Genomic DNA, 22756 nt, shown 5'->3' on the forward strand with positions numbered 1-22756 from the left:
CGTCCGCGAGGAAATCGGTGTTCCGGTCCCGGTCGTCGTAGTAGGATCAGTCGTTCGCGGTCGGGTACTCGACGTCGAGGTCGAGGTCGTCGTTCGCGGGGCTGACGCTACCCGTCCGGTAGCCACCGAGGTCGAGGGTCACGTGGTCGAAACCGATGTCGGTGAGGTGGTCGCGGGCGGCCTGCGCGAAGTCGGGGTCGAGCGCGCGCGCCAGTTCGTCGGGCGCGACCTCGATCCGCGCGAGGCCGTCGTGGTCGCGAACCCGGAACTGCTCGAACCCCCACGTCCGGAGGAGGGTCTCGGCCCGTTCGACCCGGCTGAGGCGCTCCTCGGTGACTTCTAATCCCGTTGGGATCCGCGAGGAGAGACAGGCCATCGAGGGTTTGTCGGCCACCGAGAGGCCGTAGCTGCGGGCGATCTCACGGACCTCTTCTTTGGTGATGTCGTGGTCGAGCAGCGGCGAGTAGGCGTCGAGTTCCTCGACCGCGCGGAGGCCGGGGCGATGACCTTCGCCTGGATCGGAGGCGTTGGTGCCGTCACAGACCGTCTCGATCCCGCGCTCGCGCGCGGCGTCGAACATCGCCGAGAGCCGCATCGTCCGGCAGTGATAGCACCGCTCGCCGTCGTTCTCGACGAATTCCTGACTACTGAGCTCCGAGAACTCGGCGAGCGCGTGGTCGATCCCGATCTCCTCGGCCACGCGTTTCGCGTCGTCGAGCTCCGCTTCGGGGAGCGTCTCGCTCTTGGCGGTACACGCCACCGCGTCGTCCCCGAGCGCGTCGTGGGCGAGCGCCGCGACCACGCTCGAGTCCACCCCGCCCGAGAAGGCGACGAGCACGCCGTCGCGCTCGGCGAGCGATTCTCGGACGGCGGCGGCCTTTGCCTCCGTGTTCATGGCCGTTCCTCGTGACCAGCGGACAAAAACGCGTTGTCCCCGCACCCCGGTTGGTTTTTCTCCCCGGCGCGACTCGACGGATGCGATGGAGTTCGAATCCATTGTGGGGGTGGGTGCGAAGACCGCGGAGCGGCTCGCGGCGCTCGACGACCCCGAACGCGCCCTCAGCGAGGGCGACGTCGTGGCGCTCGCGCGCGCACCCGGCATCTCGACCGGCCGGGCGGCCGCCATCGCCCGCGCCGCCATCCGCGACGAACACGACGACGCCGGGGAGTTCCTCGCCACCGACCGCGCCCGCGAGATCTACCGCGACGCCCTCTCGCTCCTCCAGGAGCGGGCGGTGACCGACCACGCGGCCCACCGCCTCGAAACCCTCTATCCGACCGGCAGCGAGTCGCGGGTGACGGAGGTCCGCGAGTGGGTCGCGACCGCGATGGAGCGCGAGCCCCGTCAGGACGTGCTGGACGCGCTCGACGGGGTCGCACCGCTCGACGACCCACCCAGGGACCGGATCCGCGACCGCTGCCTCGCGACCGCCGACGCCGAAACCCACGCCGCCGCCCAGGACGAATTCCCCGAGCTCTCGGTCGAGGTCGTCGAGGACACCCGTGGGCTCGCCGACCTCGCCAAGGGCTACTCCACGGTGATCGCGCTCGACGAGGCCTTCGCCGGTGTCGACATCGCCGGCGACGTCCAGGTCAGACCGGACGCGCTCGAAACCCCGGAGGAAGTGGTCCCCGAGCGGGTGCTCTCCTTTTTCGCCCACAACCGCGAGCGCCTCCAGGCCGCCGCCAGGGTCCACCGCGCAACCGACCTCGATTCACCGGTGGACCTCGCGAGGCTCGACGAGGCGCTCGCGGGCCTCACCGAGGAGGGCACCGTCGTCGGCGACGAGGAGCTCGATAGGCTCGGGCGGGCGGTCGACGACCTCGACGCGGCGGTCTCCACCGCCGAGAGCGTCGCCAACGACCGGCTTCGCGAGGCGATCGAGGAGCGGGACGTCACCATCGAGGGTGCGGATCTCCTCTCGCTCGTCGAGCAGGGCGCGGGCGTGGACTCGCTGCTCTCGCGCGAGCTCGCCGACGAACACGCCGCCGCGATCGACGCCGCCCGCGACCACCTCGTGGACTCGCTGCAGCTCGACAGCGGGGAGGCCGAACTCGCCACCCGCGCGTTCCCCGAGGAGCCGACGTTCCCGGTCGAACACGACGAGGGGACCGTCAACCGCCTCCGCGAGGACCTCACCGCCGCCCGCGACCGCCGGGCGACCCGGCTGAAACGCGACCTCGCGACCGAGCTCGCCGACCTCCGGGCGGGCTGTGACGACCTCGTCGGGGCGGCGCTCGGGCGCGACCGCGAACTCGCGGTGGCGCGCTTCGCCGACGACTTCGACTGCGTCCTCCCCGAGTTCGGCGGTCACGGCGTGGCGATCGAGGGCGGGCGCTCGCCGCTGCTCGACTGCGCCTTCGAGGCGGTCGAACCCGTGGACTACGCCGTGGCGGGTCCGACGCTGCTCTCGGGGGTCAACTCCGGTGGGAAAACCTCGACCCTCGACCTCCTCGCGCTCGTCGCGGTCCTCGCCCACATGGGGCTGCCCGTACCCGCCGACGAGGTCCGGATCGAGCGCTACGAGGCGCTCCACTACCAGGCCAAGACTCAGGGCACCCTCGACGCCGGCGCGTTCGAGGCCACCCTCCGGGAGTTCGGCGACCTCGTCGCGGGCGGGCGGAAACGATTGGTCCTGGTCGACGAACTCGAGAGCATCACCGAACCCGGCGCGTCGGCGGTGATCATCGCCGGGATCCTCGAAGCGCTCGACGGCGAAACGACTGGTGTGTTCGTCTCCCACCTCGCCGGCGAGATCCGCGAGGCCGCCGGGTTCGAGGTTCCCGTGGACGGCATCGAGGCGGTCGGCCTCGTGGACGGCGAACTCCAGGTCGAGCGCTCGCCGAAGAAGGACAGCCTCGCGCGCTCGACGCCCGAGCTTATCGTCGAGAAGCTCGCGACCGAGGACGCGACGGACGAGAACGAGGTCTTCTACGAACGGCTGCTGGAGAAGTTCGAGTAGCACTGACTCGGATACTCGTTTCACGTCTCGGTTTCGCTTGTTTGCTCACCAGCTGATCCGTCGATGGCAATACCCGATGCAAACGAGGGACCGCACCGCCCCGCAAGGGCCACGAGCCTCCCGCGCCCACCTTTTTCTTCGTTGGGTAGCCTCCCGCCGGTCGGCTACCACTCCTCGAAAAACCTGGACGAAAAAGGCCGCTCGCTCCCTCCGGTCGCTCGCGGTACGATCCTCTACCGCCCCGCGACGGCCACGAGCCTCCCCAGCCGACTGCGCTCCTCGGTCGTTCGGCTCACGGCTCACTTCGTTCGCCGTTCGCAACCGAGGTTCTCCTTTCAGTCGAACCTCGCGCCGCTCACTCCCTGTGGTGCTCATCCCTCGCACGGGCGTTTCGCGCCGCCCGGCGGGCGGCGCGGAGGCCGCGCGCCGACCGCTCCGCACCGCGGCCACCGCCGCGGAAGATCGTCGTGTTCGTGATGATTTCGAGGGCGGTGCGGTGGACGGGCGATAGGGGCGGGGAGACCGTCGTCTATATAACGGATGCCACACAATCACAGCCCATGCCGGAATGCCAGAACTGTGGTGCGTTCGTGACGGCGGCCTATGCGCGAGTGTTCACCCCGAGCGGCATCGACGAACCACGTGTCTGTCCCCAGTGTGAGGACAAGATCCGCGACGGGGCGAAGGTCAGACAGGCGCGCTCGACACGGCGGAGTTAGAACTCATTCTCGGCGGGCGTTCTCGACGAACCCGCTCGCTTTCTCGAAGGCGGACGTACAGGCCTCCTGGCTCCGAGCCTCGGCGGTGATCCGAACCAGCGGCTGGGTCCCGCTCGCCCGGATCAGGAACCAGCCCTCGTCGAGGTCGGCCCGGACGCCGTCGAGGGTTCGCACCTCCTCGAACGCCTCGTCGACGTCCTCGGCGACCCGTTCCATCACTCCGGTTTTGTCGGCGACCTCGATGCTCTCGCGCGCTATCGGGTAGGTCTCGATCTCGGCCACCCGGTCGTCGAGCGAGCGCTCGGCGGCGAGTGCGGCCAGCCGGCAGGCCGCGAGCGGGCCGTCGGGACACAGCGTCTGGTTCGGCCAGATCCACGCGCCGGAGGGCTCCCCACCGAAGACGACGTCGGGGTCGGTCGCCCGTTCGGCGACGAAGCCGTCGCCCACGCGCGTGTAGGTCACCGTGGCTCCCAGGGGTTCGAGCGCGTCCGCGACCGCGAGGCTGGTGTCGACGGGCGCGGCGACCTCGGGATTCTCGACCTCGCTCTCGCGGACCGCCTCGCGCGCGAACAGCGCGAGGAGCACGTCGCCCGAGAGGTACGCGCCCTCGCCGGTGGCGGCCCGAAGCCGGTCGGCGTCGCCGTCGTGGGCGATCCCCACTTCTGCGTCGGTGGTCTCGACCAGCGCCCGGAGCGACTCGCAGTTTTCACTCGTCGGTTCGGAGGGCCGACCCGGAAACGCGCCGTCGGGCTGGGCGTTGAGGGTCTCGACCTCGCAGCCGAGCGCGGTGAGCGCGGCCACGCTGACCCCGCCCGCGCCGTTCCCGAGGTCGACGACCACCGAGGGCGGGTCGTCGATCGGGACCGCTTCGCGGAGCGCCTCGACGTGGCGCTCGCCCGCGTCGATCTCGATGCGGTCGCCGAGGTCGTCCCAGTCCGCCGGCTCGAACGCCCCCTCGCGGATGCGCTCGGCGATGCGGTCCTGGTCCTCGCCCGTGAAGGCTTGCCCACTGGGCTGCCAGAGCTTGAGGCCGTTGTCGGGTGCGGGGTTGTGGCTCGCGGTCACCGAGACGCCCGCGTCGGCGTCGTGCCACCCGACCGCACGCGCGACGGTCGGGGTGGCGGCGAGCCCCGCGTCGAGGACGTCGGTACCCGACTCGCGCAGCCCCGCCGTCAGTGCGTCGACCAGAAACGACCCGCTCTCGCGTGGATCGTGTCCCACCACGACGCGGTCGGTATCGACCCCGAGTGCGCGCCCGAGCGCGAGTGCGAGCTCCGCGGTGACCTCGGTGCCGACCGGACCCCGAATGCCGCTGGTACCGAACATACCGGGCGAACGCGCGACCCGACCAAAAAAACGCCGCCTGATGGACGCTCACGGGAGTCGCCGGGCGGCCGTTTCGTCTCCGTTCGGGAACGGTTCACAAATGATCGGCCACGGGGAAGCATTATATACACCGTCTTTGTCTTCGACATAAGATGGAGTTTCAGTTACGATCGAGACAGTCGATAGCTATTCTCGCCGTCGCGGTCGCGATGGTCGTCGCCCTCGGCGCGCTCGCCGGCGGCGTCACCGGCCAGGCGAGCGGCACGACCCAGGCACCCGACCTCCAGTCGGTCGATGGGTTCGAGTACGACGCCGCCACCAACACGACGAACGTGACGTTCAGCTTCGACGAGGAGGTGGACCTCACGAGCAGCGGCGGGAACTTCAGACTCGTCCCGACCGACGGGAGCACGGACGTCGGCGGACAGAACGTCGGTGGCAACGGGACGGCGAACCTCTCGGTCGAGTACAGCGGACAACTGACCGAGAGCGACATCGCCCGCGGCGTGGTGAAGAAGAACACCGTCAAAGTGGCGGGCGAGGGCGACGAGACGAACAACCCGACCCAGGCGGCCGACGTCTCGAACGACGGCAACTCCGCCGACCCGGACCTCGTGAACGTCACCGTCAACGAGAGCACCAATAGCCTGATCTACGCCTTCGACGAACCCGTCAGTGTCGAGAGCGACGGCGGGTTCGAAGCCTACGCCGAGAACGCGACGACGATGGGGAGCAGCGTGGCGACCGACTCGCTCGCCACCCCGAAACTCGTGAGCGTCACGTTCGACCAGTACGACGTCTCGGAGGTCGTCGGCGCGTCGGTGACCGAGGGAACGGTCTCGAACACGAGCGACAGTGACCGGACGAACTCGCTCGACGGGGTGACGGTGAGCAACGAGTCCCCGCCCGCGTTCAGCAAGTGCGGCGGAAGCGGCACGGACGACACCGGCGACGCCGGCAACGCGAGCGGCCCGACCGCCGCGCCCGACCTCGTCCAGATAGACAACGTCACCTACCGGCAGAACCCCGAAGACACCAACTGTCAGACGCTGGTCGAGTTCGACTTCGACGAACCGGTGAACACCCAGGGCGGCGCGGGCAACTTCCAGCTCGTCCCGATCGACGGGGGCCAGACCTACGACGGCAACAACGAGATCGTCGGGGAGCGGACGAACACCACCTCCCTCACGGTGCCGTTCGACGGCCGTATCGACCCCTCGACCATCGCGCGCGGGTTCGTCGACGCCAACACCGTCCGGACGCAGGGCGAGAACGATACGACCCTCAACCCGAAGCAGGCCGCGGACCTCAACAACGACGGCAACACCGAGAACCCCGACCTGGTGAGCATCACCCGGAGTAGCGCCCCGGACGGCGCGCTGCTCTACGAGTTCGACGAGGAGGTCGGCGAGGTGGGCGACACCAGCGGGTTCAACTTCTACGACGGCACCGGGACCGAGACCGACGCCCAGGAGGTCGCGACGACCGACGACCCGAGCGTGCTCTCGGTCTCCTTCGAGGAGGGAGCCAACGTCTCGACGGCCGCGGTCGGTGGCTCGGTCGATGGCAATGCCGTGGTCGGAACGGACACCGCTCGCGAGGACGGCGACGTCAACCAGCCCGACGAGGTCGAGCTCACCGGGAACGAGTCGATCCAGTGTGGGAACGGTACCACAGTAGCGAACGGCTCCGGGCCGACCGCCGCGCCCGACCTCGAAGCCATCGACGGCTTCTGCACCGGGAACCTGGCCTCGATCAACGGCCAGCAGACGTTCGTGAACTTCACCTTCGACCAGCCGGTCGACATCGTGGGTGGCGCGGGCAACTTCCAGCTCGTGCCGGTCGACAGCACGACCATCGGGAACCAGCTCTACGACGGCCAGGGTGAGGTCGTCGCGGGCAACGGGACGAAGACGGTGACCGTGGCGTTCGCCGAGAACGTCACCCGATCGGACGTCGCCCGTGGGTTCGTCGACGCCGGCACCGTCGCGGCGGTCGGCGAGCAGAACCCACCGACGAACCCGAAGCAGGCGGCCGACGTCTCGAACGACGGCAACACCGCGAACCCCGACCTGGTGTCGGTCTCGCCGGGCGGCACGGACCAACTCCGCTTCGAGTTCGACGAGGAGATCACGGAACCCGGTGACACCAGCGGCTTCAACTTCTACGACGCCAACGGCACCGAGGTCGACGCCCAGAACTTGAACCGGACGAACGACTCGTCGGTCATCTCGGTCTACTTCGAGCCCCAGGCCAACGTCTCCGAGAACGCGGTCGGCGGCTCGGTCGACGCCAACGCAGTGGTCGGAACCGAGACGACGCGGGAGGACGGTGACGTGAACCAGCCCGACGAGGTCGAGCTCGACGGGAGCAGTGGTCCCGCACCGGTCGGCAACGCGACGGAGCCGCCGACCGACCCCGACGGCGATGGGAAGTACGAGGACGTCAACGGCGATGGAAGCGTGACGCAGGCGGACGCACAGGCGCTCTACGACAACCTCGATTCCCTCAAAGGGAACACCGCGTTCGATTTCAACGGTGACGGTAGCGTGACGCTGGCCGACACCCAGGCGCTCTACAGCGAATCGGTCGGCAACTGACCCAGACAAGACACCAATGATTCCGAAGCTACACCGACGGCGGAAATCTATCGTTAGCATCGCGCTCGCGGCACTCCTTCTCGTATCGGCTGGGGCCGCAGTGACGTTCACGGCCAGCGCGGCCGGCGACACGACGGTTTCGCTGTCGCCGACGGACCGGAGCGTCGAATCGGGCGAGACGACCACCTACGCGGTCGTCGTCGAGAACACCGACGAGGGTATTGGCACCACGGATGCGAGCGTCAGCATCGACGACCCGTCGATCGGGTCGATCACGGACGTCTCGCTCGCGGGGACGCCAGCGAACAGTGACACAGATATTGCCAGCGACGGCTCTACGGCGTCGTTCGAGGCGAACTACTTCGCCAACGCGCTCGGTGACGATCCGAACGGCGTCACGATCGCCACCGTCACTGTCGAAGGAAACACCGCCGGATCGACGGATCTCTCGGTCGACGTGACCGAGATCAGCGACTCCGATGGCGTCGTTTACACCGTGACCGGAACCGAGGGCGCGACGCTCCAGGTCGATGGCGGAACGGAGACCACCACGGAAACGGAAACAGCCACCGAAACGGCAACTGAAACCACCACGGCAACCGAAACTACCACGGCAACCGAAACACCGAACGAAACCACGACTGGAACGTCGACGGCGACCGTGACGACGACCGGACCGACAGCAACCGAAACGACGGAGACCACAACCGCCACGTCGACGGCAACCTCCACGACCGGAACCCCGACGGCAACGACGACTGAGACGGCGACTTCGACGGAAACCGAAACGGCGACGACCACCTCCACGACCGGGACAACGACAACCGAGACGGGAACGGCCACGGAGACGACGACCGGGCCGACAGCGACCGAAACGACAGGAACCACGACCGATACGTCGACCGCAACCGAATCGACGGGGACTTCGACCACCGGAACAGCGACCGAAACCCGGACGACGACGGTGAGCGGGACGACAGCAACCGAATCGACGGGGACTGACACGACGGCGACCGAATCGGCGGAGACGGACACGACAGCAACCGAATCGACGGAGACGGACACGACGGCGACCGAATCGGCGGAGACGGACACGACAGCAACCGAATCGACGGAGACGGACACGACGGCGACGAGCGGAACCGCGACCGAGACGACCGCCGGAACCACGACGCAGACTGCTGCCACGACGACCGCGGCGGGCGGGAACGACTCTGCAGCAGATGAGAACGATTCCGTGACGAACGGGAGCACCACGAACGAAACCGCCGGCGCGGGCGACGAGGGCGACCAAACGGCGAACGAGCAGGCCGCGCGCGACGCGCTCGCGGGTAGCGGGCTCTCCGACGAACAGATCGACGGGGTCGCGTCGGCGCTCGCCGCGAGCGGGCTGTCGGCCGACCAGCGGACCGCGATCACCGACGCGCTCGCCGGTGACGGCCTCACCGACGAGGATCGCGGGGCGGTCGCCGACGCCATCGCGGACGGGCTCTCCGAGAGCGAACTCGTCGCGCTGAGCGAGGCGCTCGACGACGGCGTGCTCACGAACGCCGAACGCGAATCGCTCGGCTTCCTCGACCTCGCACCCGACGATGCCGCCTACTACCAGGTCGACCTCGTGACGGGCGAGCCGATCGAGGAGCTCCGGAGCGACGAGGGCTACTACACCTCTGATAGATTGCTTCGGTTCGCCCACGGTGACACCGACGACGGCATCACGCGCGTCTCGGACGGCGAGTTCATCGAGAACGAGTCGGTGGCCGACCGGATCGAGAGCGAGGATATCACCGTGGAGAACGGCACCGCGACGGTGACGGTGACCGTTTCCGAGGGTGAACCGGTCGGTCTGACGCTCGCGAGCTACGAGAAGATCGGGCCGGGCTGGAGCCCCGCGACCGAGGCGAAGCAGACGTTCGTCGACAGCGAGACGCGGACCCTCACGTCGGGAACCCACACGTTCACCGTCGACCTCCCCGAGGGAGCAGACGGCTCGGCGGCGTAGGATAGCGCCGTCGCTCTCGACGTGGCGACGAAAAATTGAAGCGGTCGAACCTTACAGGTCGCGCGGCTGAACGGTCTTTCGGTCGTTCTCGTCGGCGCGCCGTGCGGCGTCGGCGAGCAGCTCCGAGACTTCCTCGTCGAGCGCGTCGTAGAAGTCCGACGAGACGTTCATTTCACTCAGCTCATCCTTGACGGCGGCTTTGACGATCAGGTCTGCCATACACGCCCCACTTCCGAAGGATGATTTATAAAGGTTGCCATAATCGCTCGTTATCGGGCTTCTCGGGCGGGTTCGTGCGCCGTCGACCCCCCGGTCCGAGTCGATGGTGAGTTGTGGGTCGGGCACGGACCCCGTCCATGCACGAGACGCTCCGCGCGCTCGCGGCGGGCGAGATCTCGGTCGCCGAGGCCGAATCCCGCCTTGCGGGCTACGCGACAGGCGAGAACGGCCGATTCGACGCCGCCCGCGAGTCGCGGAACGGGGTCCCGGAAGCGGTGTTCGCCGAGGGAAAACCGCCGGACGCGGTCGCCGAACTGGTCGCGCTCGCGGTCGAGACCACGGGCCGTGGGCTGGCGACGCGGGTCGATCCCCGGTCCGCCGAGGCGGTGACCGATCGACTTGCAGAGGAGTTCCCCGCGGCGACGGTCGAGTACGACGACCACACCCGCGTGCTCACGGCCCGCGCGGCGGACGCCGAGGTGCCAGCGCTCGACGCGGTTGTCGGTATCGTCACCGCGGGAACGGTGGACGCCGGACCGGCGGGCGAGGCGGCGGCGGTCGTCGCGGCGATGGGGGCGACGGTCGAGCGGTACGACGACGTCGGCGTCGCCGGGATCCACAGGCTGATCGACGAACTCGACGGCCTGCGCGAGGCCGACGTGCTCGTGGTCGCCGCCGGCCGCGAGGGCGCGCTGCCGACGGTGGTCGCGGGGCTGGTCGACGTGCCGCTCATCGGGCTCCCCGTCGCCTCTGGCTACGGCCACGGTGGCGACGGCGAGGCCGCACTCGCAGGCCTCCTCCAGTCGTGTACGGTGCTCTCGGTCGTCAACATCGACGCGGGGTTCGTCGCGGGGGCACAGGCGGGCCTCGTGGCGCGAGCGCTCGACGCCGCCCGCCGGGAATGAGTCGCGGTCGTGTACGGGCTACGAACGCCCGGGAAGAATATATACCATACCGTACCCATCGATCACCCGCTGTCAGCACCACTGTCAACACATCACACATACCAGCCCGTGATCACTGCGGCGGGCACGTCCCCGAACGCTTCGGGCGTGTCTTCGCCGACGAGTACGGTCGTCTGTTCGCCTGCCCCGGCTGTTCGGCGAACGCCGGCATCGCCGAGGTCGCCCGCGAACGCGCCGACATCATCCGATGAGCCACCACGTCTACATCGTCGAGTGCGCCGACGAGAGCCTCTACACTGGGTACACCACCGACGTCGAGCGCCGGGTCGACGAACACAACGCGGGCGAGGGCGCGAAGTACACCCGTGGTCGAACGCCCGTAAACCTCCAGCACGTCGAGACGTTCGACGAACGGGGGCCGGCTATGTCGCGCGAGTACGAGATCAAGTCGCTCTCGCGCGCCGAAAAGCTCGAACTCTGTGACGAGCGGGCGACGACCTTTTGAGACGGGGCTGAGAGGGGCTTGTATGAACGCGATCTCCTTCGGCACCGACGGCTGGCGTGCGACCCTCGACGTCTTCACGACGCCACGGGTTCGGATGGTCGGCCAGGCCGTCGCCACCACCCTCCGCGAGGCGGGCCACGACGATCCAGTCGGGATCTGTTACGACGCCCGCGAGACCTCGCGCGGGTTCGCCGAGGAACTCTCCCGAACCCTCGCCGCCAACGGGTTCGACGTCCTCCTCCCCGACCGCGACCGCCCGACGCCGCTGCTGGCGTGGGCGATCGCCGAGCGAGGGCTGTCGGGCGGGCTGATGGTGACCGCCTCGCACAACCCCTCGGAGTACAACGGCGTGAAGTTCATCCCCGACGACGGCGCACCCGCGCTGCCCGTGGTGACGGACGCGATCGAGTCGAACCTCGCCGAACCCGACCCGCTGCCCGAGGAGGAGTGGGGAACGGTCGAGGAAGTCGAGTTCATGGAGCCGCACGCCGAGCACGCCCTCGACCTCGTGGCCGACTACGCCGGTGACGGGAGTGATATCGACCTCGACGGCCTTCCGGTGGCCTACGACGCGATGTGCGGGAGCGGGCGCGGCGTCACCGACGACCTCCTCTCGCGGGCGGGTGCGACGGTTGACCGGCTGCGATGTGAGCGCCGGCCCGAGTTCGGCGGCACCCCGCCGGAGCCGAGCGCCGAGACCCTCGGGGAGCTCACCGAGACGGTACGAAACGGCGACGCGGCGCTCGGGATCGCCAACGACGGCGACTCCGACCGGCTCGCGCTCGTCACGCCGAAACGGGGCTACCTCGACGAGAACCTCTTCTTCGCCGCGCTCTACGACTTCCTGCTCGAAGCCAACTCGGGACCCGCGGTACGCACGGTCTCGACCACGTTCCTGATCGACCGGGTGGCCGAAGCCCACGACGAGGAAGTGGTCGAGACTCAGGTCGGGTTCAAGTGGGTCGCCGAGGCGATGGCCGACGTGGACGCCCTGATGGGCGGCGAGGAGTCGGGTGGCTTCTCGGTGCGAAACCACGTCCGCGAGAAGGACGGCGTGTTGATGGCGCTGCTCGCGGCGGCCGCCGAGGCCGAGGAACCGCTCGACGACCGTGTGGACCGACTCCTCGACGAACACGGCGAGATCCACCAGTCGAAGGTCAGCGTCGAGTGTCCCGAGAGCGAGAAGGAACGGGTGCTCGCGGACCTCGACGGCGCGCTGCCCGACAGCGTGGCGGGTGCGGACGTCGCGAACGTCGTCACCGAAGACGGCTTCAAGATCGTGCTCGACAGCGGTGCCTGGCTCCTCGTCCGCCCCAGTGGCACCGAACCCGTCCTCCGGGTCTACGCCGAGGCCGAGAGCGAGGAGCGGGTCGCGGAGTTGCTCGACGCGGGTCGCGACCTCGTCGAACCGCTGGTCTAGAGCGGATCCGCTCTTTTCACAAGCAAATCGCCCTGAGCGACGCGATTCCCCGGTGAGCGCCCAGTCCTCGATATATCACATGCGACGATATCAATTCGGAACGAGTACCCGAGGATCGGATGGTGGTTTCGGCGGAGCCTCGGTCCAGTTGAAGACATCCCGTTCGAACTGATCTAACGCTTATCCACGAGGAGCGCCTACGGAGCGCCTATGACAGTCGATTCAGCCGTCCATCCCTCACGGGAGAACGGTCTCCGAGCGGTCATCGAGAACGACGAGCCCGCGCTCGGGGTGCTCGACGACCTCTACAGCCCGGAGATGGTCGAGATATACGGCGAGATGGGGTTCGACTTCGTCTGGCAGGACCTCGAACACGCCGGTCCGGCCCCCACGGACGCAGCCTCGCTCGCTCACCTGCTCCGGGCCGCCGACGCCGCCGATACCGAACTCCTCGTTCGGATCCCGGAACCCGACCCGGCGACGGTGCACAAGGTGCTCGACACCGGGGTTCGCAACGTGTTCATCTCGCACGTCGAAAGCGCTGCGGACGTCGAGAGAGCGGTGAAGGCCGCCCGATTCACCTACGACGGCGACCCCGGCGGCCGTGGGTTCGCGAACCCACGGGCCAGTCGCTGGGGCGGGGCCGAGGAATACGTCGAGACCGAGGACCGCGAGATCATGGTCGGGGTCACCATCGAGGAACCGGCCGCCGTCGACGACATCGAGGGGATCCTCGCCGTTCCGGAACTCGACTTCGTCTTCGTCGGCCCGCTCGATCTCGCCGTCGCGATGGGCCATCCCGGCGAAGTCGCCCATCCGGACGTGCAGGAAGCCGTGGACAGAGTGGTCGAGGCGGCCCGCGAGGCGGACGTGACCATCGGTGGTCTCGGGTTCGGCGAGAACGACGTAGAGGAGAAGATCGCGGACGGCTATCGGATCCTGCACGTGGGGAGCACTACTGGCGCGGCGAGGGAGGCCCTGGAGTCGTGGCCAGCGGCGTTCGGTTCCCGATGAGCCGCGCACACGCGTCGCCGGTTCCCCGTTTCGAACCCGAGTGAGAAGGGATCGCGTCGAAGCCCGCGGACCTATCGGTTGTCGTACTTCCAGTTGTCGATGGGGACCTGGCCGCCGTCGACACGGAGTTCGTGGCCGTTGACGTAGTCCGAGGCCGGCGAGGAGAGGAAGGTCACGGCGTCGGCGACCTCCTCCGACTCGGCGTACCGACCGAGCGGGTTGAGCTCCGTTATCTGCTCGTGGGTCTCCTCCGAGAAGTCCTCGACCATCCGGGTGTTCGCCCAGCCCGGCGCGACGGCGTTGACTCGCACCCCTTCCCGACCGAGTTCGAGCGCGAGGCTCTTGGTGAGCCCGAGCGCCGAGAACTTCCCGACGTCATACTCGGGGGACATCCCGACGCCGTTCTTGGTGTGGATCGAGGTGATGTTGACCACTTTCCCGTAGCCCGCCTCGACCATGTCGTCGACCACGGCGTTGATGCAGTTGATCGACCCCCAGAGGTGGACGTCGAGGTTGAGCTGGAAACGGCTGTCGTCGTCCTTTTCGAGGAACGGGCCCGCGTCGCCGACGCCGGCGTTGTTGACCAGGATGTCGATACTTCCCAACTCGTCGACGCCCTCGGCGACCATCGCATCGACCTCGTCCGCGTCGCTGACGTCGGCGGTGACGGCGACCGCCTCGCCGCCCGCGTCGGTGACGAGCTCGACCGTCTCTTCGGCGGGTTCCGCTTCGAGGTCGTTGACCACGACCGACGCGCCGTGGGCGGCGAGGTCGCGGGCGATCGCTCGGCCGTTCCCCCGGCCCGCGCCGGTCACGAGCGCCGTCCGTCCGCTGAGGTCGGTATCCATGTTCCTCTCGGGATGGAGCCCCGTCGCCATTGGTCCTTTCGGACCCGTCGGATTCCGAACCTTCGATGGCTATTTGCGGCGGGCCGTCGAACCGCAACTATGTCAGTGCTTGACGAGTTCTCGCTGGAGGGACAGCGCGCGGTCGTCACGGGTGCCGGTCGCGGGCTCGGCAACGTCATGGCGACCGCCTACGCCGAGGCGGGGGCGGACGTCGCCATCGTCGACGTGGACAGCGAGACGGCCGAACGGGCCGCCGACGAGATCGCCGAGCTGGGTGTCGAGACCACGTCGGTCACGGCCGACGTGAGCGACGAGGCCGAGGTCGAGGCGATGACCGAGACCGTCGTGGACCGATTGGGTGGAATCGACATCCTGCTCAACAACGCCGGCATCGTCTCGAACACTCCCGCGGAGGAGATGCCCGTCGACGAGTGGCAGGCGACGATGGACGTGAACCTCACCGGCGTCTTCCTCTGTTCGAAGCACGTCGGTCGCCACATGCTGGAGCGCGGGTCGGGAACCATCGTCAACATCTCCTCGATGTCGGGGCTCGTCGCGAACCACCCCCAGCCCCAGATCGCCTACAACGCCTCGAAGGCCGGCGTGATCATGGTGACCCGCTCGCTCGCCTCCGAGTGGGGGGACCGTGGGGTCCGAGTGAACTCCATCGCGCCGGGCTATATGAAAACTGACCTCGTCGAGGACGTCCTCGAAGAGGACCCGGAGATGGCCGAGACCTGGCGGGAGTACACCCCGATGGGCCGGCTCGGGAAACCAACGGAGCTCGGTCCAGTCGCGGTGTTCCTCGCGAGCGAGGCGTCCTCGTTCATGAACGGGGAGATCGTCTCGTTCGACGGCGGCTACACCGTCCGCTGAACGGGCTCGACCGTCGGGAAACGCACCGATATTCGTTGACGAGGCTCGGTGGTCCACGTCGCCGAGCGAGGGGTTCATCTCTGCAGAACACGGTATCAGTAGTATGGGGAAGCAAGCCCGATACGCGGTGAAGTCGGTCGAGACCGCGTTCAGGATCGTCGACGCCCTCAAGACGTTGAACGGGGCCGGCGTCTCCGAACTGGCGGCCCACCTCGATATCCCGAAGAGCACGGTTCACAACTACCTGAGCACGCTGGTCCAGGAGGAGTTCGTGGTGAAGGAGGGGTCCTCCTACCGGGTCGGGATCCAGTTCCTCGAATACGGAGCCTACGCCCGCTCGGAGCTCGACATCTACGAGATCGCGAAACCCGAAACCGACCGGCTCGCCGAATCGACGGGCGAGCTGGCGAACCTGATGGTCGAGGAACACGGCCGCGGCTCCTACCTCTATCGGGCGCGCGGGGAGGACGCAGTCCAGGTCGAAGCCCACGTCGGAACGCGCGTACCGCTCCACACTACGGCGCTCGGCAAGGCGATCCTGGCCTACCTCCCGCCCGAACGCGTCGACGAGATCGTCGACCAGCACGGCCTGGCACCGGCGACCTCGCGAACTGTCACCGACCGCGACGAACTCGACGACGAGCTGGCGGAGATACGCGAGGCGGGCGTCGCGTTCGACGACGAGGAACGCCTCGCAGGGCTCCACTGCGTCGCCGCCCCGATCCTGAGCACTGACGACCGGATCCTGGGTGCGCTGAGCGTCTCCGGTCCCTCGAACCGGATCCAGGACGAGCGCTTCACCGAGGAGCTCCCGCGGAAGGTGCTGGAGACGGTCAACGTCATCGAGCTCAACGTCACGTACTCGTAGGTGGGGTCGCGGGGGGCCAGGCTTCGTTCATCCTCTGGTGAACAGCGTCGCCGGATCAAACGGCCACCACTCGCGGTCCCGGATCGCTCGATGGACCTGCGCGACGACGCCCAACAGCGGAAGTTCCAACAGCGGCCCGATGACCAGCGCGAGTGGGATGAGCGGTTCGTCCGGGAACGCGACGACGGCGATCGCGAGGGCCGTCGGTGAGTTCCGTGAGAGGATCGTGTTGTTGAAACAGACCATCTCCTCGTAGGAGAACGAGAGCAGCCGTCCGACGCCGAACCCGATGCCGAGATTGGTCGCATAGAAGACGAGCACGGGAACGGCGAGAAGGGCGAGCAATCCGGGGTTTTCGAGGACCACCGCTCCCTGCGAGGCGAACATCGCGCCGATGGCGAGACCGAGGAAGACGATCTGGAGCGGACTCAACCTCGGCAGGAACTGCTGTGTGAACCACTGCTGTCCCTTTCGTCGGGTCAACACCCGCCGAACAACCCCACCGACCAGAAGCGGCACGATGAGCACGAGAACGACGCTTTCGACCAACAGCGCCATCGGCAACGCGACCAGTTCGCCCGCGAAGACGTACAGGTAGAGTGGAAGCAGTATCAACTGGAGAACGAGATTGTACGGGAGAACGGAGGTCGCCAGTGGGATGTCCCCGTCCGCGATGTCGGTGAAGACGAGATACCAATCCGTGCATGGCGTCACCAACAGCATGATGAGTCCGACCCAGAGGGCAGGGTGGGTACGAAGGAAGAGCGCGCCGAGCCCCACCGCCAGTAGCGGACTCCAGACGAAATTGACCAGGAGACTCGACCCCACAACCCGTCGATTTTCGAACGCTTCCCGGAGTCGGGAGAGTGGAACACCGGTGAACGCGGCGAACAGCATCACCATCAGGAACGGGAGGATCAGCCGGTCGGCGACGGGGGCGACGCCGGGAACCTGTCCGAGTGCGAGGCCACCGACGATGGCGACGAGAACGAGTACCGTCTGATATTTTTCGACGAAGTCCATCGGCCGAGGGATCGGGTCCGTATCCGGTTATACCGTCTGGTCGAGCCGGTGGTTCGTAGAGAGCCGAACACGGAACCCGTGGAACCGTTCGAGGCGGCAATTTCGTATCGCGATATGTGGTTTAAGAGGGATCCGGGCACGGACCATCTGCAGCACCGAGTTTCAGCGCTCGCACCGGCCCCGGAGTCGGTCGGGGTCGGCGGTCGGTCGGGAGACGAAGCCGAGCGCGTCGTAGAAGGGCCGAATCCGGCGGTCGAACTCGACGACGAGCGGTCCGTCGACGGCGTCCGCTGCGACGTCGACCAGTCGAGTGCCGATACCTTGGCCGCGGCGTGACCGCCGGACCGCGATCGCGTCTATTTCGTCGTCGGCGAGGACGCACGCCCCGAGAACCCGACCGTCGACCGTCGCGACCAGCACCCCTCCCTCCGTGATCCGCTCGCCGACCCGGTCGGCGTCCACCGCGAGCAACGCGCCGTCGAGCACGCTCATCACGTCGGGGAGTTCGGCGGGCCGGGCGGAGCGAACTTCCATCCCCTCACCCACCCTTGACGAGCCGGAGCACCCGTACCGAGTCGGCCTCGACGGTGCCGTCGTCGGGCACCGGTCGGTCGTCGACCAGCACCGTGGCCTCGTGACGATTCAGTCCGACGGCGGCGAGCAGGTCGGCGTAGGTTTCGTGGTCGTCGAAGGGTACCTCGTGGGTGTCACCGCCGACGACGTCGACCCGAACCATACCCGGTCCTGTGGACGGGCGGGCTTGAGGCTGTCGAGCGGCGGTGGCGTCTCGGGTGGCTTAAGGGTGGCCCGGCCGTCCCCCACGCATGAGCGAGGCCGAGGCCCGTGGCCGGGGCGAGATCTGGATCGAGAAGTACCGCCCGCAGACGCTCTCGGCGGTCGCCGGCCACGCGGACATCGTGGGTCGGCTCGAAAGCTACGTCGCCCAGGACGACCTCCCGCACCTCCTGTTCACCGGGCCGGCGGGCGTCGGCAAGACCACCTCCGCGATGGCGATCGCCCGCGAGGTCTACGGCGACGACTGGCGCGAGAACTTCCTCGAACTCAACGCGAGCGACGAGCGCGGGATCGACGTGGTTCGCGACCGGATCAAGAACTTCGCGCGGGCGAGCTTCGGCGGCTACGACTATCGAATCATCTTCCTCGACGAGGCCGACGCGCTCACGAGCGACGCGCAGTCGGCGCTCCGCCGGACGATGGAGCAGTTCGCGAACAATACGAGATTTATCCTCTCGTGTAACTACTCGAATCAGATCATCGACCCGATCCAGTCCCGGTGTGCGGTCTTCCGGTTCGGGCCGCTCGACGGGGACTCGGTCGCGGAGTACGTCCGCCGGATCGCCGAGGAGGAGGGTATCGAGGTCACCGACGAGGGCGTCGACGCGCTGGTCTACGCCGCCGACGGCGACATGCGAAAAGCCATCAACGGGCTCCAGGCCGCCGCGACCACGGGCGAGACGGTCGACGAGGAGGCCGTCTACGCGATCACGGCCGCGGTCCGCCCCGAACAGATAGAGACGATGGTGACGACCGCGCTCGATGGCGACTTCACGGCCGCGCGCGCCAAGCTCGACGACCTCCTCACCGAGGCGGGCCTCGGCGGGGGCGACGTCATCGACCAGCTCCACCGCTCGGCGTGGTCGTTCGACCTCGACGACCGCGCGACCGTCCGCTTGCTCGAACGCGTTGGTGAGACCGACTATCGGATCTCCCAGGGCGCGAACGAGCGCCTCCAGCTCGAAGCCCTGCTCGCGTCGCTCGCGCTCGAAACCCAGTAGTCAGTTCCCGTTCTCGACCGCCGTCTCGATGCCGTCGTCGCTCACTGCGACGCCAACCGCACAGACTGGGTGTTCGAAGTCGAGGTCGTACGCGGTCCGTGCCGCTTCCTCGGCACCCTCGACCGCGAACTCGAACGACTCGGGACGATCCTTCTCGTAGGTCGCCACGAGCGTCGGTTCGGTGACCCGTTCGACGACGAGTGCGTCACGGCGGACGATACCGACATAACTCTCGTCCGCGCCGACGACGCCCGCCACGCGAGGCGTGTCGTAGTCGTCCTTCTCGAAGTCGAGCGCGAGCAGCGAGAGGGCGATCGCGTCGCGTGCGGGGTAGCCGAGCCCGAGTTTTTCGGCGATCGGGTCGGTGTGCGAGCCGTTGCCGACGACGACCCCCGAGTCGGTGGGACGCACGCAGTTGTACGAGACGTAGGGGTTGTCGGTTGCCTCGGCTTCGCTGGTGGGGACGACGGTGAGATCGCCTTCACGTTCGATGACCTTCCGGTTGGGGAACGACCGCGAGGAGACCCGATAGGCCCCCACTCCAGGCCCGACGACGACGAAGCGCCCGATGTACATGGTCGCGTTCGGAGGGTGGAGTGCAAGTAGCCATCGAAGTCGGCGGGAGCTACCGTTCGCGCCGGGCGAGCGCGACGATGACGAGAGTCAAAGCCAGAAGGACGATATTCAGGAGGACCACCGGTTCGCTCGCGTTCGCCACGGCGAACGAGGCGAGGTCGGCGAGCGCGCTGGGCAGCACGGTGACCGTACCGAGGAGGAAGACGAATCCGAGATACGCGACGACCGCCCCGCCGACGAGTCGAAGCGTGTCCATCGTCCGTGCTCGCACTGCTGGACGGATGATTCTACCGGCGTTTCGACGGCGACCTCGGTAGGAGTGAGAGTTGGTCCGCGGTCGTTTCCAACAAGGATAAATAGCGACTTGCACAAGTGACGGGTACAGTCCCATGGGGTAGCGGCCAATCCTGAAGCCTTCTGGGGGCTTCGACCCAGGTTCGAATCCTGGTGGGACTAGTCATCTTTCTTACATAGTCCAAACCTGTAGCAGCGGCGCTCACAGAGGTGTTGCGTGATGGCGGTCTCCGGACGCGCACCCCTGGGTGCGTGCTCGCACTGTGGGACGCACGGCGCAATCCCCATCAGCGAGGACCGATATCTCTGTCGCGGCTGTAATCGCTCCTGGAGAGACACGTCTTCGACAGCTGACTATAGCCACATCGACGATACAAAAGAGGGTGAGTCGGCGTGAGTGCCGACCGAGAGCGCACCGAGAGCGCTCGCTCCACCGTCGACGACGGGTTTCGCCGGCGCTGTACGAGCTGCGGAACCTGGTCGTGCGAGGTCTACCGGTGCACCGTTGATAGTTGCGCCGTCGAGCTGGCCGATTCAGCCCCGACGAAACGAGTGTCGATCGCGGAGCGGGGGATGTCATGAGTCCTAATTCGAAGAATCCACAACACCAAGATAGCGGTGCGCTGGACGTCGAGAGCGGGGAAATCACCTGCGGGAGCACAGCCCGCCGGAAGCTCTACGAGCTCGAAGGCGTCGACGACAGGGTCAGGTTCGTCGGCGACGCGCTCGACGCCGGTCGGCAGGCCGACGAGGACGAATATCCACGAGAGAGTCCTCCAGAGGCCAGCAGCGGCGACAAGCCGAGAGAGCACGTCGACGAGGAGGTCAAGGAACTCGTCGAGAATACCAAGGAGGCCGACGTCGATGAGTGAGCGCGAGCTCGCAGATCGAGTGTCGGACCTCGAACGCGACCTCTACGGGTACGATACGACCTCTTCACCAGGAGAGGCGGTTGCCGCGAACATCAAGCGCGTGATCGTGTTCCTCGACGGTGTCGAGGGCGAAGACGAAGACGCGCCGAGTGGTGTCCCTCTCGACGACGTCTACGCGGTCGCCAACGTGATCGGTATCAATCGAGAACTCACCGACCAGGCTTGCGGCCGGCTCCATCGTGTTGGTGAGATCTACGAGCTTGCTGAGGACCGGGTGGGCCTGCCATGACCGAGACGTCCGCCCTGGTCGAGGACATGACGCGCTCCGAACTGGAAGACCGAGTTCGAGAGCTTGAAGACGCGGTCGAGGACCTCCGAGAGCTCACCGGGAAACGAGGTGCCGAGACGAACCAGCGGATGTCGTCAATTGAGAAGCAGCTCGAAGACGTCCAGACCGCGGTGTCGGCGCACGGTGAGCAACTGAGCGCGATTGCCGACGTCGGCGGCAAGAAGACCTCGAAGGACGAGAAGATCACCGCGATCGCGACGTTCGCGATGCGAAAGTCCGACGCGAACTCTACGAAGGTGCTCGTCGATGCCGGCGAGATGCAGGGCTGCGTCGACTGCTCACGACGCTACGCGTACGACCTCATCGACGACCTCGCAGAGGACGACCGTGCGGAGTGGGCGTCGCTCCAGAAGGCCGAGAGCGTCCCGACCCACAAAGGACACCGCGAGAAGAAGAAGGCACTCCGAGTCAACGTGGACGTCCTCCAGGAGAGTTCACAGGACCACGAGGTTGTGAACAAGTTCACCACACGATCCCCCACAGGAGGGGCCTGAAATGGACCGCTATCAGAGAGGTATCCCACCTCCCTTGATCTCCTACGAATTTTAGCTTGTGCTGTGTAGTGTAAGTTAAGGTTCATTAGCTGTGGGTGAACTTCCTGTGCGCCGCTATGCGCTTGTCGCATCGCGGTTCACAGACCCCAATTCGTGTGGTGAACCAGTTCACAAGGCTGGCTCATGACATATCATCCTGAAATAAACTCGAAACCGTGGCACGACTCCCAAAATGACATACACGGTTACATCGAAGACGAAGGCGGCGACGGTCCGAATCAATACAGACTCATAGCTCGCGAGGACTCAAGAAAATCGAGCGCTCGGAACGCAAGTATCAACGACCACGACTCGATTCACGGCACTACCGTCAAGGGTCACGCGAACGGTGGTCGGGACTCCTACAAGTACGACGGCGTTCACGAGAGCATCGACTCCAATATCTTGACTGAGTTCGGATTGCGGTGAACGACGGCCCGTTCTTCTCTGCCTCGAAATACGGCGAGGTCTCTCGACTCCAGGTCGAGAGCTCCTCCAACAACTCCGGAAACAGTGGTGGGTTTCCTGCACCGAGCCCGACTACGAGAACGTCGACATCGTGGTGGACTCGGAGATCCTGAATCGCTTTTCGGACGTGAAGCTCGTCGCACCGGAACTCGATCCCTCCGACCCCCCCTTAGTCGGTGTCGATGACCGGGTGGGGAGAGGGCGATTTTTACGTCAACTACCCAGGTATGCTGCGCTGAACCCCGCTGACGGAGGGACGACCACATGAGCGACGCTGGCGTGAAGAATCCCGGCGTCGCGAACGACCTTCAGGACCAGTTCGACCAGCAGGTTGCGGATCAGGTGGCAACGATCGAAGGGCTCGACGAGACGCGAAAAGACCTCAAGGGACGCGACTCGCCGCGTGACGACCCCCCGAAACCGCCGCCGCTGACAGTGGCGAGCTCGAAGCCGTTGATGCTGACACCGCTGAGGACGAGCTCGTCGCGCTCGTACAAGCGGAGATGGCAACCTCAAGTGCCACACCTGCTGGATGATGCCTTCCGCGGAGGATGAGGTGCTGCAGTCGTCGACGTGTCAC

Annotated in this window: 25 protein-coding genes and 1 tRNA gene; 17 read left to right on the top strand and 9 right to left on the bottom strand. The window is 66.9% G+C overall.

Features of this window, described 5'->3' with window-relative positions; all coding sequences use genetic code 11:
* Positions 1–46 precede the first annotated feature (46 nt).
* Positions 47–895: an ATP-dependent sacrificial sulfur transferase LarE gene (gene larE / locus GT355_RS11220; protein ID WP_120073311.1), complete on the bottom strand. Its 849-nt coding sequence runs from the start codon at positions 893–895 to the stop codon at positions 47–49.
* 85 nt (positions 896–980) lie between these two features.
* On the opposite strand from larE, the gene GT355_RS11225 reads away from it, so the two are divergent.
* Positions 981–2963: a MutS2 family protein gene (locus tag GT355_RS11225; RefSeq protein ID WP_160134714.1), complete on the top strand. Its 1983-nt coding sequence runs from the start codon at positions 981–983 to the stop codon at positions 2961–2963.
* Between the two features lie 560 nt (positions 2964–3523).
* A complete protein-coding gene (locus tag GT355_RS18040) occupies positions 3524–3682 on the top strand; it encodes a DUF7563 family protein (protein ID WP_007690694.1) in 159 nt (52 codons plus the stop codon).
* Between the two features lie 3 nt (positions 3683–3685).
* Here the strand turns inward: GT355_RS18040 and glmM are convergent, their stop codons facing one another.
* Positions 3686–5008: a phosphoglucosamine mutase gene (gene glmM, locus GT355_RS11230; protein ID WP_160134715.1), complete on the bottom strand. Its 1323-nt coding sequence runs from the start codon at positions 5006–5008 to the stop codon at positions 3686–3688.
* Positions 5009–5160: 152 nt separating this feature from the next.
* Between glmM and GT355_RS11235 the strand changes: the two genes are divergently transcribed.
* Positions 5161–7608: a dockerin type I domain-containing protein gene (locus tag GT355_RS11235; protein WP_160134716.1), complete on the top strand. Its 2448-nt coding sequence runs from the start codon at positions 5161–5163 to the stop codon at positions 7606–7608.
* A 100-nt stretch (positions 7609–7708) separates the two neighbouring features.
* Positions 7709–9610, top strand: coding sequence for a hypothetical protein (locus GT355_RS11240; protein ID WP_160134717.1), 1902 nt, complete (start codon positions 7709–7711; stop codon positions 9608–9610).
* A 51-nt stretch (positions 9611–9661) separates the two neighbouring features.
* Here GT355_RS11240 and GT355_RS11245 read toward each other — a convergent pair whose 3' ends face one another.
* Complete coding sequence (locus GT355_RS11245) at positions 9662–9829, bottom strand: hypothetical protein (protein WP_007690701.1); 168 nt, start codon at positions 9827–9829, stop codon at positions 9662–9664.
* 137 nt (positions 9830–9966) lie between these two features.
* Here GT355_RS11245 and larB point away from each other — a divergent pair, with 137 nt between their 5' ends.
* From larB to GT355_RS11270, 5 genes are all read left to right on the top strand, one after another.
* Complete coding sequence (larB, locus tag GT355_RS11250; RefSeq protein WP_160134718.1) at positions 9967–10734, top strand: nickel pincer cofactor biosynthesis protein LarB; 768 nt, start codon at positions 9967–9969, stop codon at positions 10732–10734.
* A 98-nt stretch (positions 10735–10832) separates the two neighbouring features.
* Positions 10833–10985: a DUF7563 family protein gene (locus GT355_RS18555; protein ID WP_420825966.1), complete on the top strand. Its 153-nt coding sequence runs from the start codon at positions 10833–10835 to the stop codon at positions 10983–10985.
* Positions 10982–11239 carry a GIY-YIG nuclease family protein gene (locus GT355_RS11260; protein ID WP_160134720.1) on the top strand — a complete coding sequence of 86 codons (258 nt, stop codon included), beginning with the start codon at positions 10982–10984 and terminating at the stop codon, positions 11237–11239. Before GT355_RS18555 ends, GT355_RS11260 begins: the two co-directional genes overlap by 4 nt.
* Before the next feature lie 22 nt (positions 11240–11261).
* Complete coding sequence (locus GT355_RS11265) at positions 11262–12659, top strand: phosphoglucomutase/phosphomannomutase family protein (RefSeq protein WP_160134721.1); 1398 nt, start codon at positions 11262–11264, stop codon at positions 12657–12659.
* Between the two features lie 210 nt (positions 12660–12869).
* Entirely contained in the window at positions 12870–13673 is an 804-nt protein-coding gene (locus tag GT355_RS11270; protein WP_160134722.1) for an HpcH/HpaI aldolase family protein, read from the top strand.
* Positions 13674–13744: 71 nt separating this feature from the next.
* On the opposite strand, the gene GT355_RS11275 is transcribed toward GT355_RS11270, so the two are convergent.
* Positions 13745–14551 carry an SDR family NAD(P)-dependent oxidoreductase gene (locus tag GT355_RS11275; RefSeq protein ID WP_240145784.1) on the bottom strand — a complete coding sequence of 269 codons (807 nt, stop codon included), beginning with the start codon at positions 14549–14551 and terminating at the stop codon, positions 13745–13747.
* A gap of 69 nt (positions 14552–14620) precedes the next feature.
* On the opposite strand from GT355_RS11275, the gene GT355_RS11280 reads away from it, so the two are divergent.
* Complete coding sequence (locus GT355_RS11280; protein ID WP_160134724.1) at positions 14621–15397, top strand: SDR family NAD(P)-dependent oxidoreductase; 777 nt, start codon at positions 14621–14623, stop codon at positions 15395–15397.
* 103 nt (positions 15398–15500) lie between these two features.
* A complete protein-coding gene (locus tag GT355_RS11285; protein ID WP_160134725.1) occupies positions 15501–16265 on the top strand; it encodes an IclR family transcriptional regulator in 765 nt (254 codons plus the stop codon).
* Between the two features lie 27 nt (positions 16266–16292).
* Here GT355_RS11285 and GT355_RS11290 read toward each other — a convergent pair whose 3' ends face one another.
* The 3 genes from GT355_RS11290 to samp2 form a co-directional block, all read right to left on the bottom strand.
* A complete protein-coding gene (locus GT355_RS11290; RefSeq protein WP_160134726.1) occupies positions 16293–17288 on the bottom strand; it encodes an arsenic resistance protein in 996 nt (331 codons plus the stop codon).
* Between the two features lie 162 nt (positions 17289–17450).
* Positions 17451–17822: a GNAT family N-acetyltransferase gene (locus tag GT355_RS11295; RefSeq protein WP_160134727.1), complete on the bottom strand. Its 372-nt coding sequence runs from the start codon at positions 17820–17822 to the stop codon at positions 17451–17453.
* A gap of 4 nt (positions 17823–17826) precedes the next feature.
* Entirely contained in the window at positions 17827–18024 is a 198-nt protein-coding gene (gene samp2, locus GT355_RS11300) for a ubiquitin-like small modifier protein SAMP2 (RefSeq protein WP_120073333.1), read from the bottom strand.
* Positions 18025–18112: 88 nt separating this feature from the next.
* Here samp2 and GT355_RS11305 point away from each other — a divergent pair, with 88 nt between their 5' ends.
* Complete coding sequence (locus tag GT355_RS11305; protein ID WP_160134728.1) at positions 18113–19084, top strand: replication factor C small subunit; 972 nt, start codon at positions 18113–18115, stop codon at positions 19082–19084.
* Here GT355_RS11305 and GT355_RS11310 read toward each other — a convergent pair whose 3' ends face one another.
* Both GT355_RS11310 and GT355_RS11315 read right to left on the bottom strand, forming a co-directional pair.
* Positions 19085–19660: an IMP cyclohydrolase gene (locus tag GT355_RS11310; protein ID WP_160134729.1), complete on the bottom strand. Its 576-nt coding sequence runs from the start codon at positions 19658–19660 to the stop codon at positions 19085–19087. It lies immediately after the preceding gene.
* Between the two features lie 49 nt (positions 19661–19709).
* Entirely contained in the window at positions 19710–19916 is a 207-nt protein-coding gene (locus GT355_RS11315; RefSeq protein ID WP_160134730.1) for a hypothetical protein, read from the bottom strand.
* A gap of 127 nt (positions 19917–20043) precedes the next feature.
* Between GT355_RS11315 and GT355_RS11320 the strand changes: the two genes are divergently transcribed.
* The 5 genes from GT355_RS11320 to GT355_RS11345 all read left to right on the top strand — a co-directional run bounded on the left by GT355_RS11320 (position 20044) and on the right by GT355_RS11345 (position 22731).
* A tRNA-Gln gene (locus GT355_RS11320) sits at positions 20044–20116 on the top strand.
* A 416-nt stretch (positions 20117–20532) separates the two neighbouring features.
* Complete coding sequence (locus tag GT355_RS11325; RefSeq protein WP_240145785.1) at positions 20533–20826, top strand: hypothetical protein; 294 nt, start codon at positions 20533–20535, stop codon at positions 20824–20826.
* A 19-nt stretch (positions 20827–20845) separates the two neighbouring features.
* Positions 20846–21115, top strand: coding sequence for a hypothetical protein (locus GT355_RS11330; protein ID WP_240145786.1), 270 nt, complete (start codon positions 20846–20848; stop codon positions 21113–21115).
* Positions 21112–21669: a hypothetical protein gene (locus GT355_RS11335; RefSeq protein WP_240145787.1), complete on the top strand. Its 558-nt coding sequence runs from the start codon at positions 21112–21114 to the stop codon at positions 21667–21669. Before GT355_RS11330 ends, GT355_RS11335 begins: the two co-directional genes overlap by 4 nt.
* A 771-nt stretch (positions 21670–22440) precedes the next feature.
* Positions 22441–22731 (top strand): hypothetical protein, encoded by a 291-nt coding sequence (locus GT355_RS11345; RefSeq protein ID WP_240145788.1) that lies wholly within the window; start codon positions 22441–22443, stop codon positions 22729–22731.
* Positions 22732–22756 lie beyond the last annotated feature (25 nt).

It is taken from the genome of Halococcus salsus, from assembly GCF_009900715.1.
GTDB lineage: Archaea > Halobacteriota > Halobacteria > Halobacteriales > Halococcaceae > Halococcus > Halococcus salsus.

Excerpts from the sequence above, each read along its gene's own strand:
- larE (WP_120073311.1), bottom strand. The coding sequence starts at position 895 with ATGAACACGGAGGCAAAGGCCGCCGCCGTCCGAGAATCGCTCGCCGAG.
- GT355_RS11225 (WP_160134714.1), top strand. The coding sequence starts at position 981 with ATGGAGTTCGAATCCATTGTGGGGGTGGGTGCGAAGACCGCGGAGCGG.
- GT355_RS18040 (WP_007690694.1), top strand. The coding sequence starts at position 3,524 with ATGCCGGAATGCCAGAACTGTGGTGCGTTCGTGACGGCGGCCTATGCG.
- glmM (WP_160134715.1), bottom strand. The coding sequence starts at position 5,008 with ATGTTCGGTACCAGCGGCATTCGGGGTCCGGTCGGCACCGAGGTCACC.
- GT355_RS11235 (WP_160134716.1), top strand. The coding sequence starts at position 5,161 with ATGGAGTTTCAGTTACGATCGAGACAGTCGATAGCTATTCTCGCCGTC.
- GT355_RS11245 (WP_007690701.1), bottom strand. The coding sequence starts at position 9,829 with ATGGCAGACCTGATCGTCAAAGCCGCCGTCAAGGATGAGCTGAGTGAA.
- larB (WP_160134718.1), top strand. The coding sequence starts at position 9,967 with ATGCACGAGACGCTCCGCGCGCTCGCGGCGGGCGAGATCTCGGTCGCC.
- GT355_RS11260 (WP_160134720.1), top strand. The coding sequence starts at position 10,982 with ATGAGCCACCACGTCTACATCGTCGAGTGCGCCGACGAGAGCCTCTAC.
- GT355_RS11265 (WP_160134721.1), top strand. The coding sequence starts at position 11,262 with ATGAACGCGATCTCCTTCGGCACCGACGGCTGGCGTGCGACCCTCGAC.
- GT355_RS11270 (WP_160134722.1), top strand. The coding sequence starts at position 12,870 with ATGACAGTCGATTCAGCCGTCCATCCCTCACGGGAGAACGGTCTCCGA.
- GT355_RS11275 (WP_240145784.1), bottom strand. The coding sequence starts at position 14,551 with ATGGCGACGGGGCTCCATCCCGAGAGGAACATGGATACCGACCTCAGC.
- GT355_RS11280 (WP_160134724.1), top strand. The coding sequence starts at position 14,621 with ATGTCAGTGCTTGACGAGTTCTCGCTGGAGGGACAGCGCGCGGTCGTC.
- GT355_RS11285 (WP_160134725.1), top strand. The coding sequence starts at position 15,501 with ATGGGGAAGCAAGCCCGATACGCGGTGAAGTCGGTCGAGACCGCGTTC.
- GT355_RS11290 (WP_160134726.1), bottom strand. The coding sequence starts at position 17,288 with ATGGACTTCGTCGAAAAATATCAGACGGTACTCGTTCTCGTCGCCATC.
- GT355_RS11295 (WP_160134727.1), bottom strand. The coding sequence starts at position 17,822 with ATGGAAGTTCGCTCCGCCCGGCCCGCCGAACTCCCCGACGTGATGAGC.
- samp2 (WP_120073333.1), bottom strand. The coding sequence starts at position 18,024 with ATGGTTCGGGTCGACGTCGTCGGCGGTGACACCCACGAGGTACCCTTC.
- GT355_RS11305 (WP_160134728.1), top strand. The coding sequence starts at position 18,113 with ATGAGCGAGGCCGAGGCCCGTGGCCGGGGCGAGATCTGGATCGAGAAG.
- GT355_RS11310 (WP_160134729.1), bottom strand. The coding sequence starts at position 19,660 with ATGTACATCGGGCGCTTCGTCGTCGTCGGGCCTGGAGTGGGGGCCTAT.
- GT355_RS11315 (WP_160134730.1), bottom strand. The coding sequence starts at position 19,916 with ATGGACACGCTTCGACTCGTCGGCGGGGCGGTCGTCGCGTATCTCGGA.
- GT355_RS11325 (WP_240145785.1), top strand. The coding sequence starts at position 20,533 with ATGAGTCCTAATTCGAAGAATCCACAACACCAAGATAGCGGTGCGCTG.
- GT355_RS11335 (WP_240145787.1), top strand. The coding sequence starts at position 21,112 with ATGACCGAGACGTCCGCCCTGGTCGAGGACATGACGCGCTCCGAACTG.
- GT355_RS11345 (WP_240145788.1), top strand. The coding sequence starts at position 22,441 with ATGAGCGACGCTGGCGTGAAGAATCCCGGCGTCGCGAACGACCTTCAG.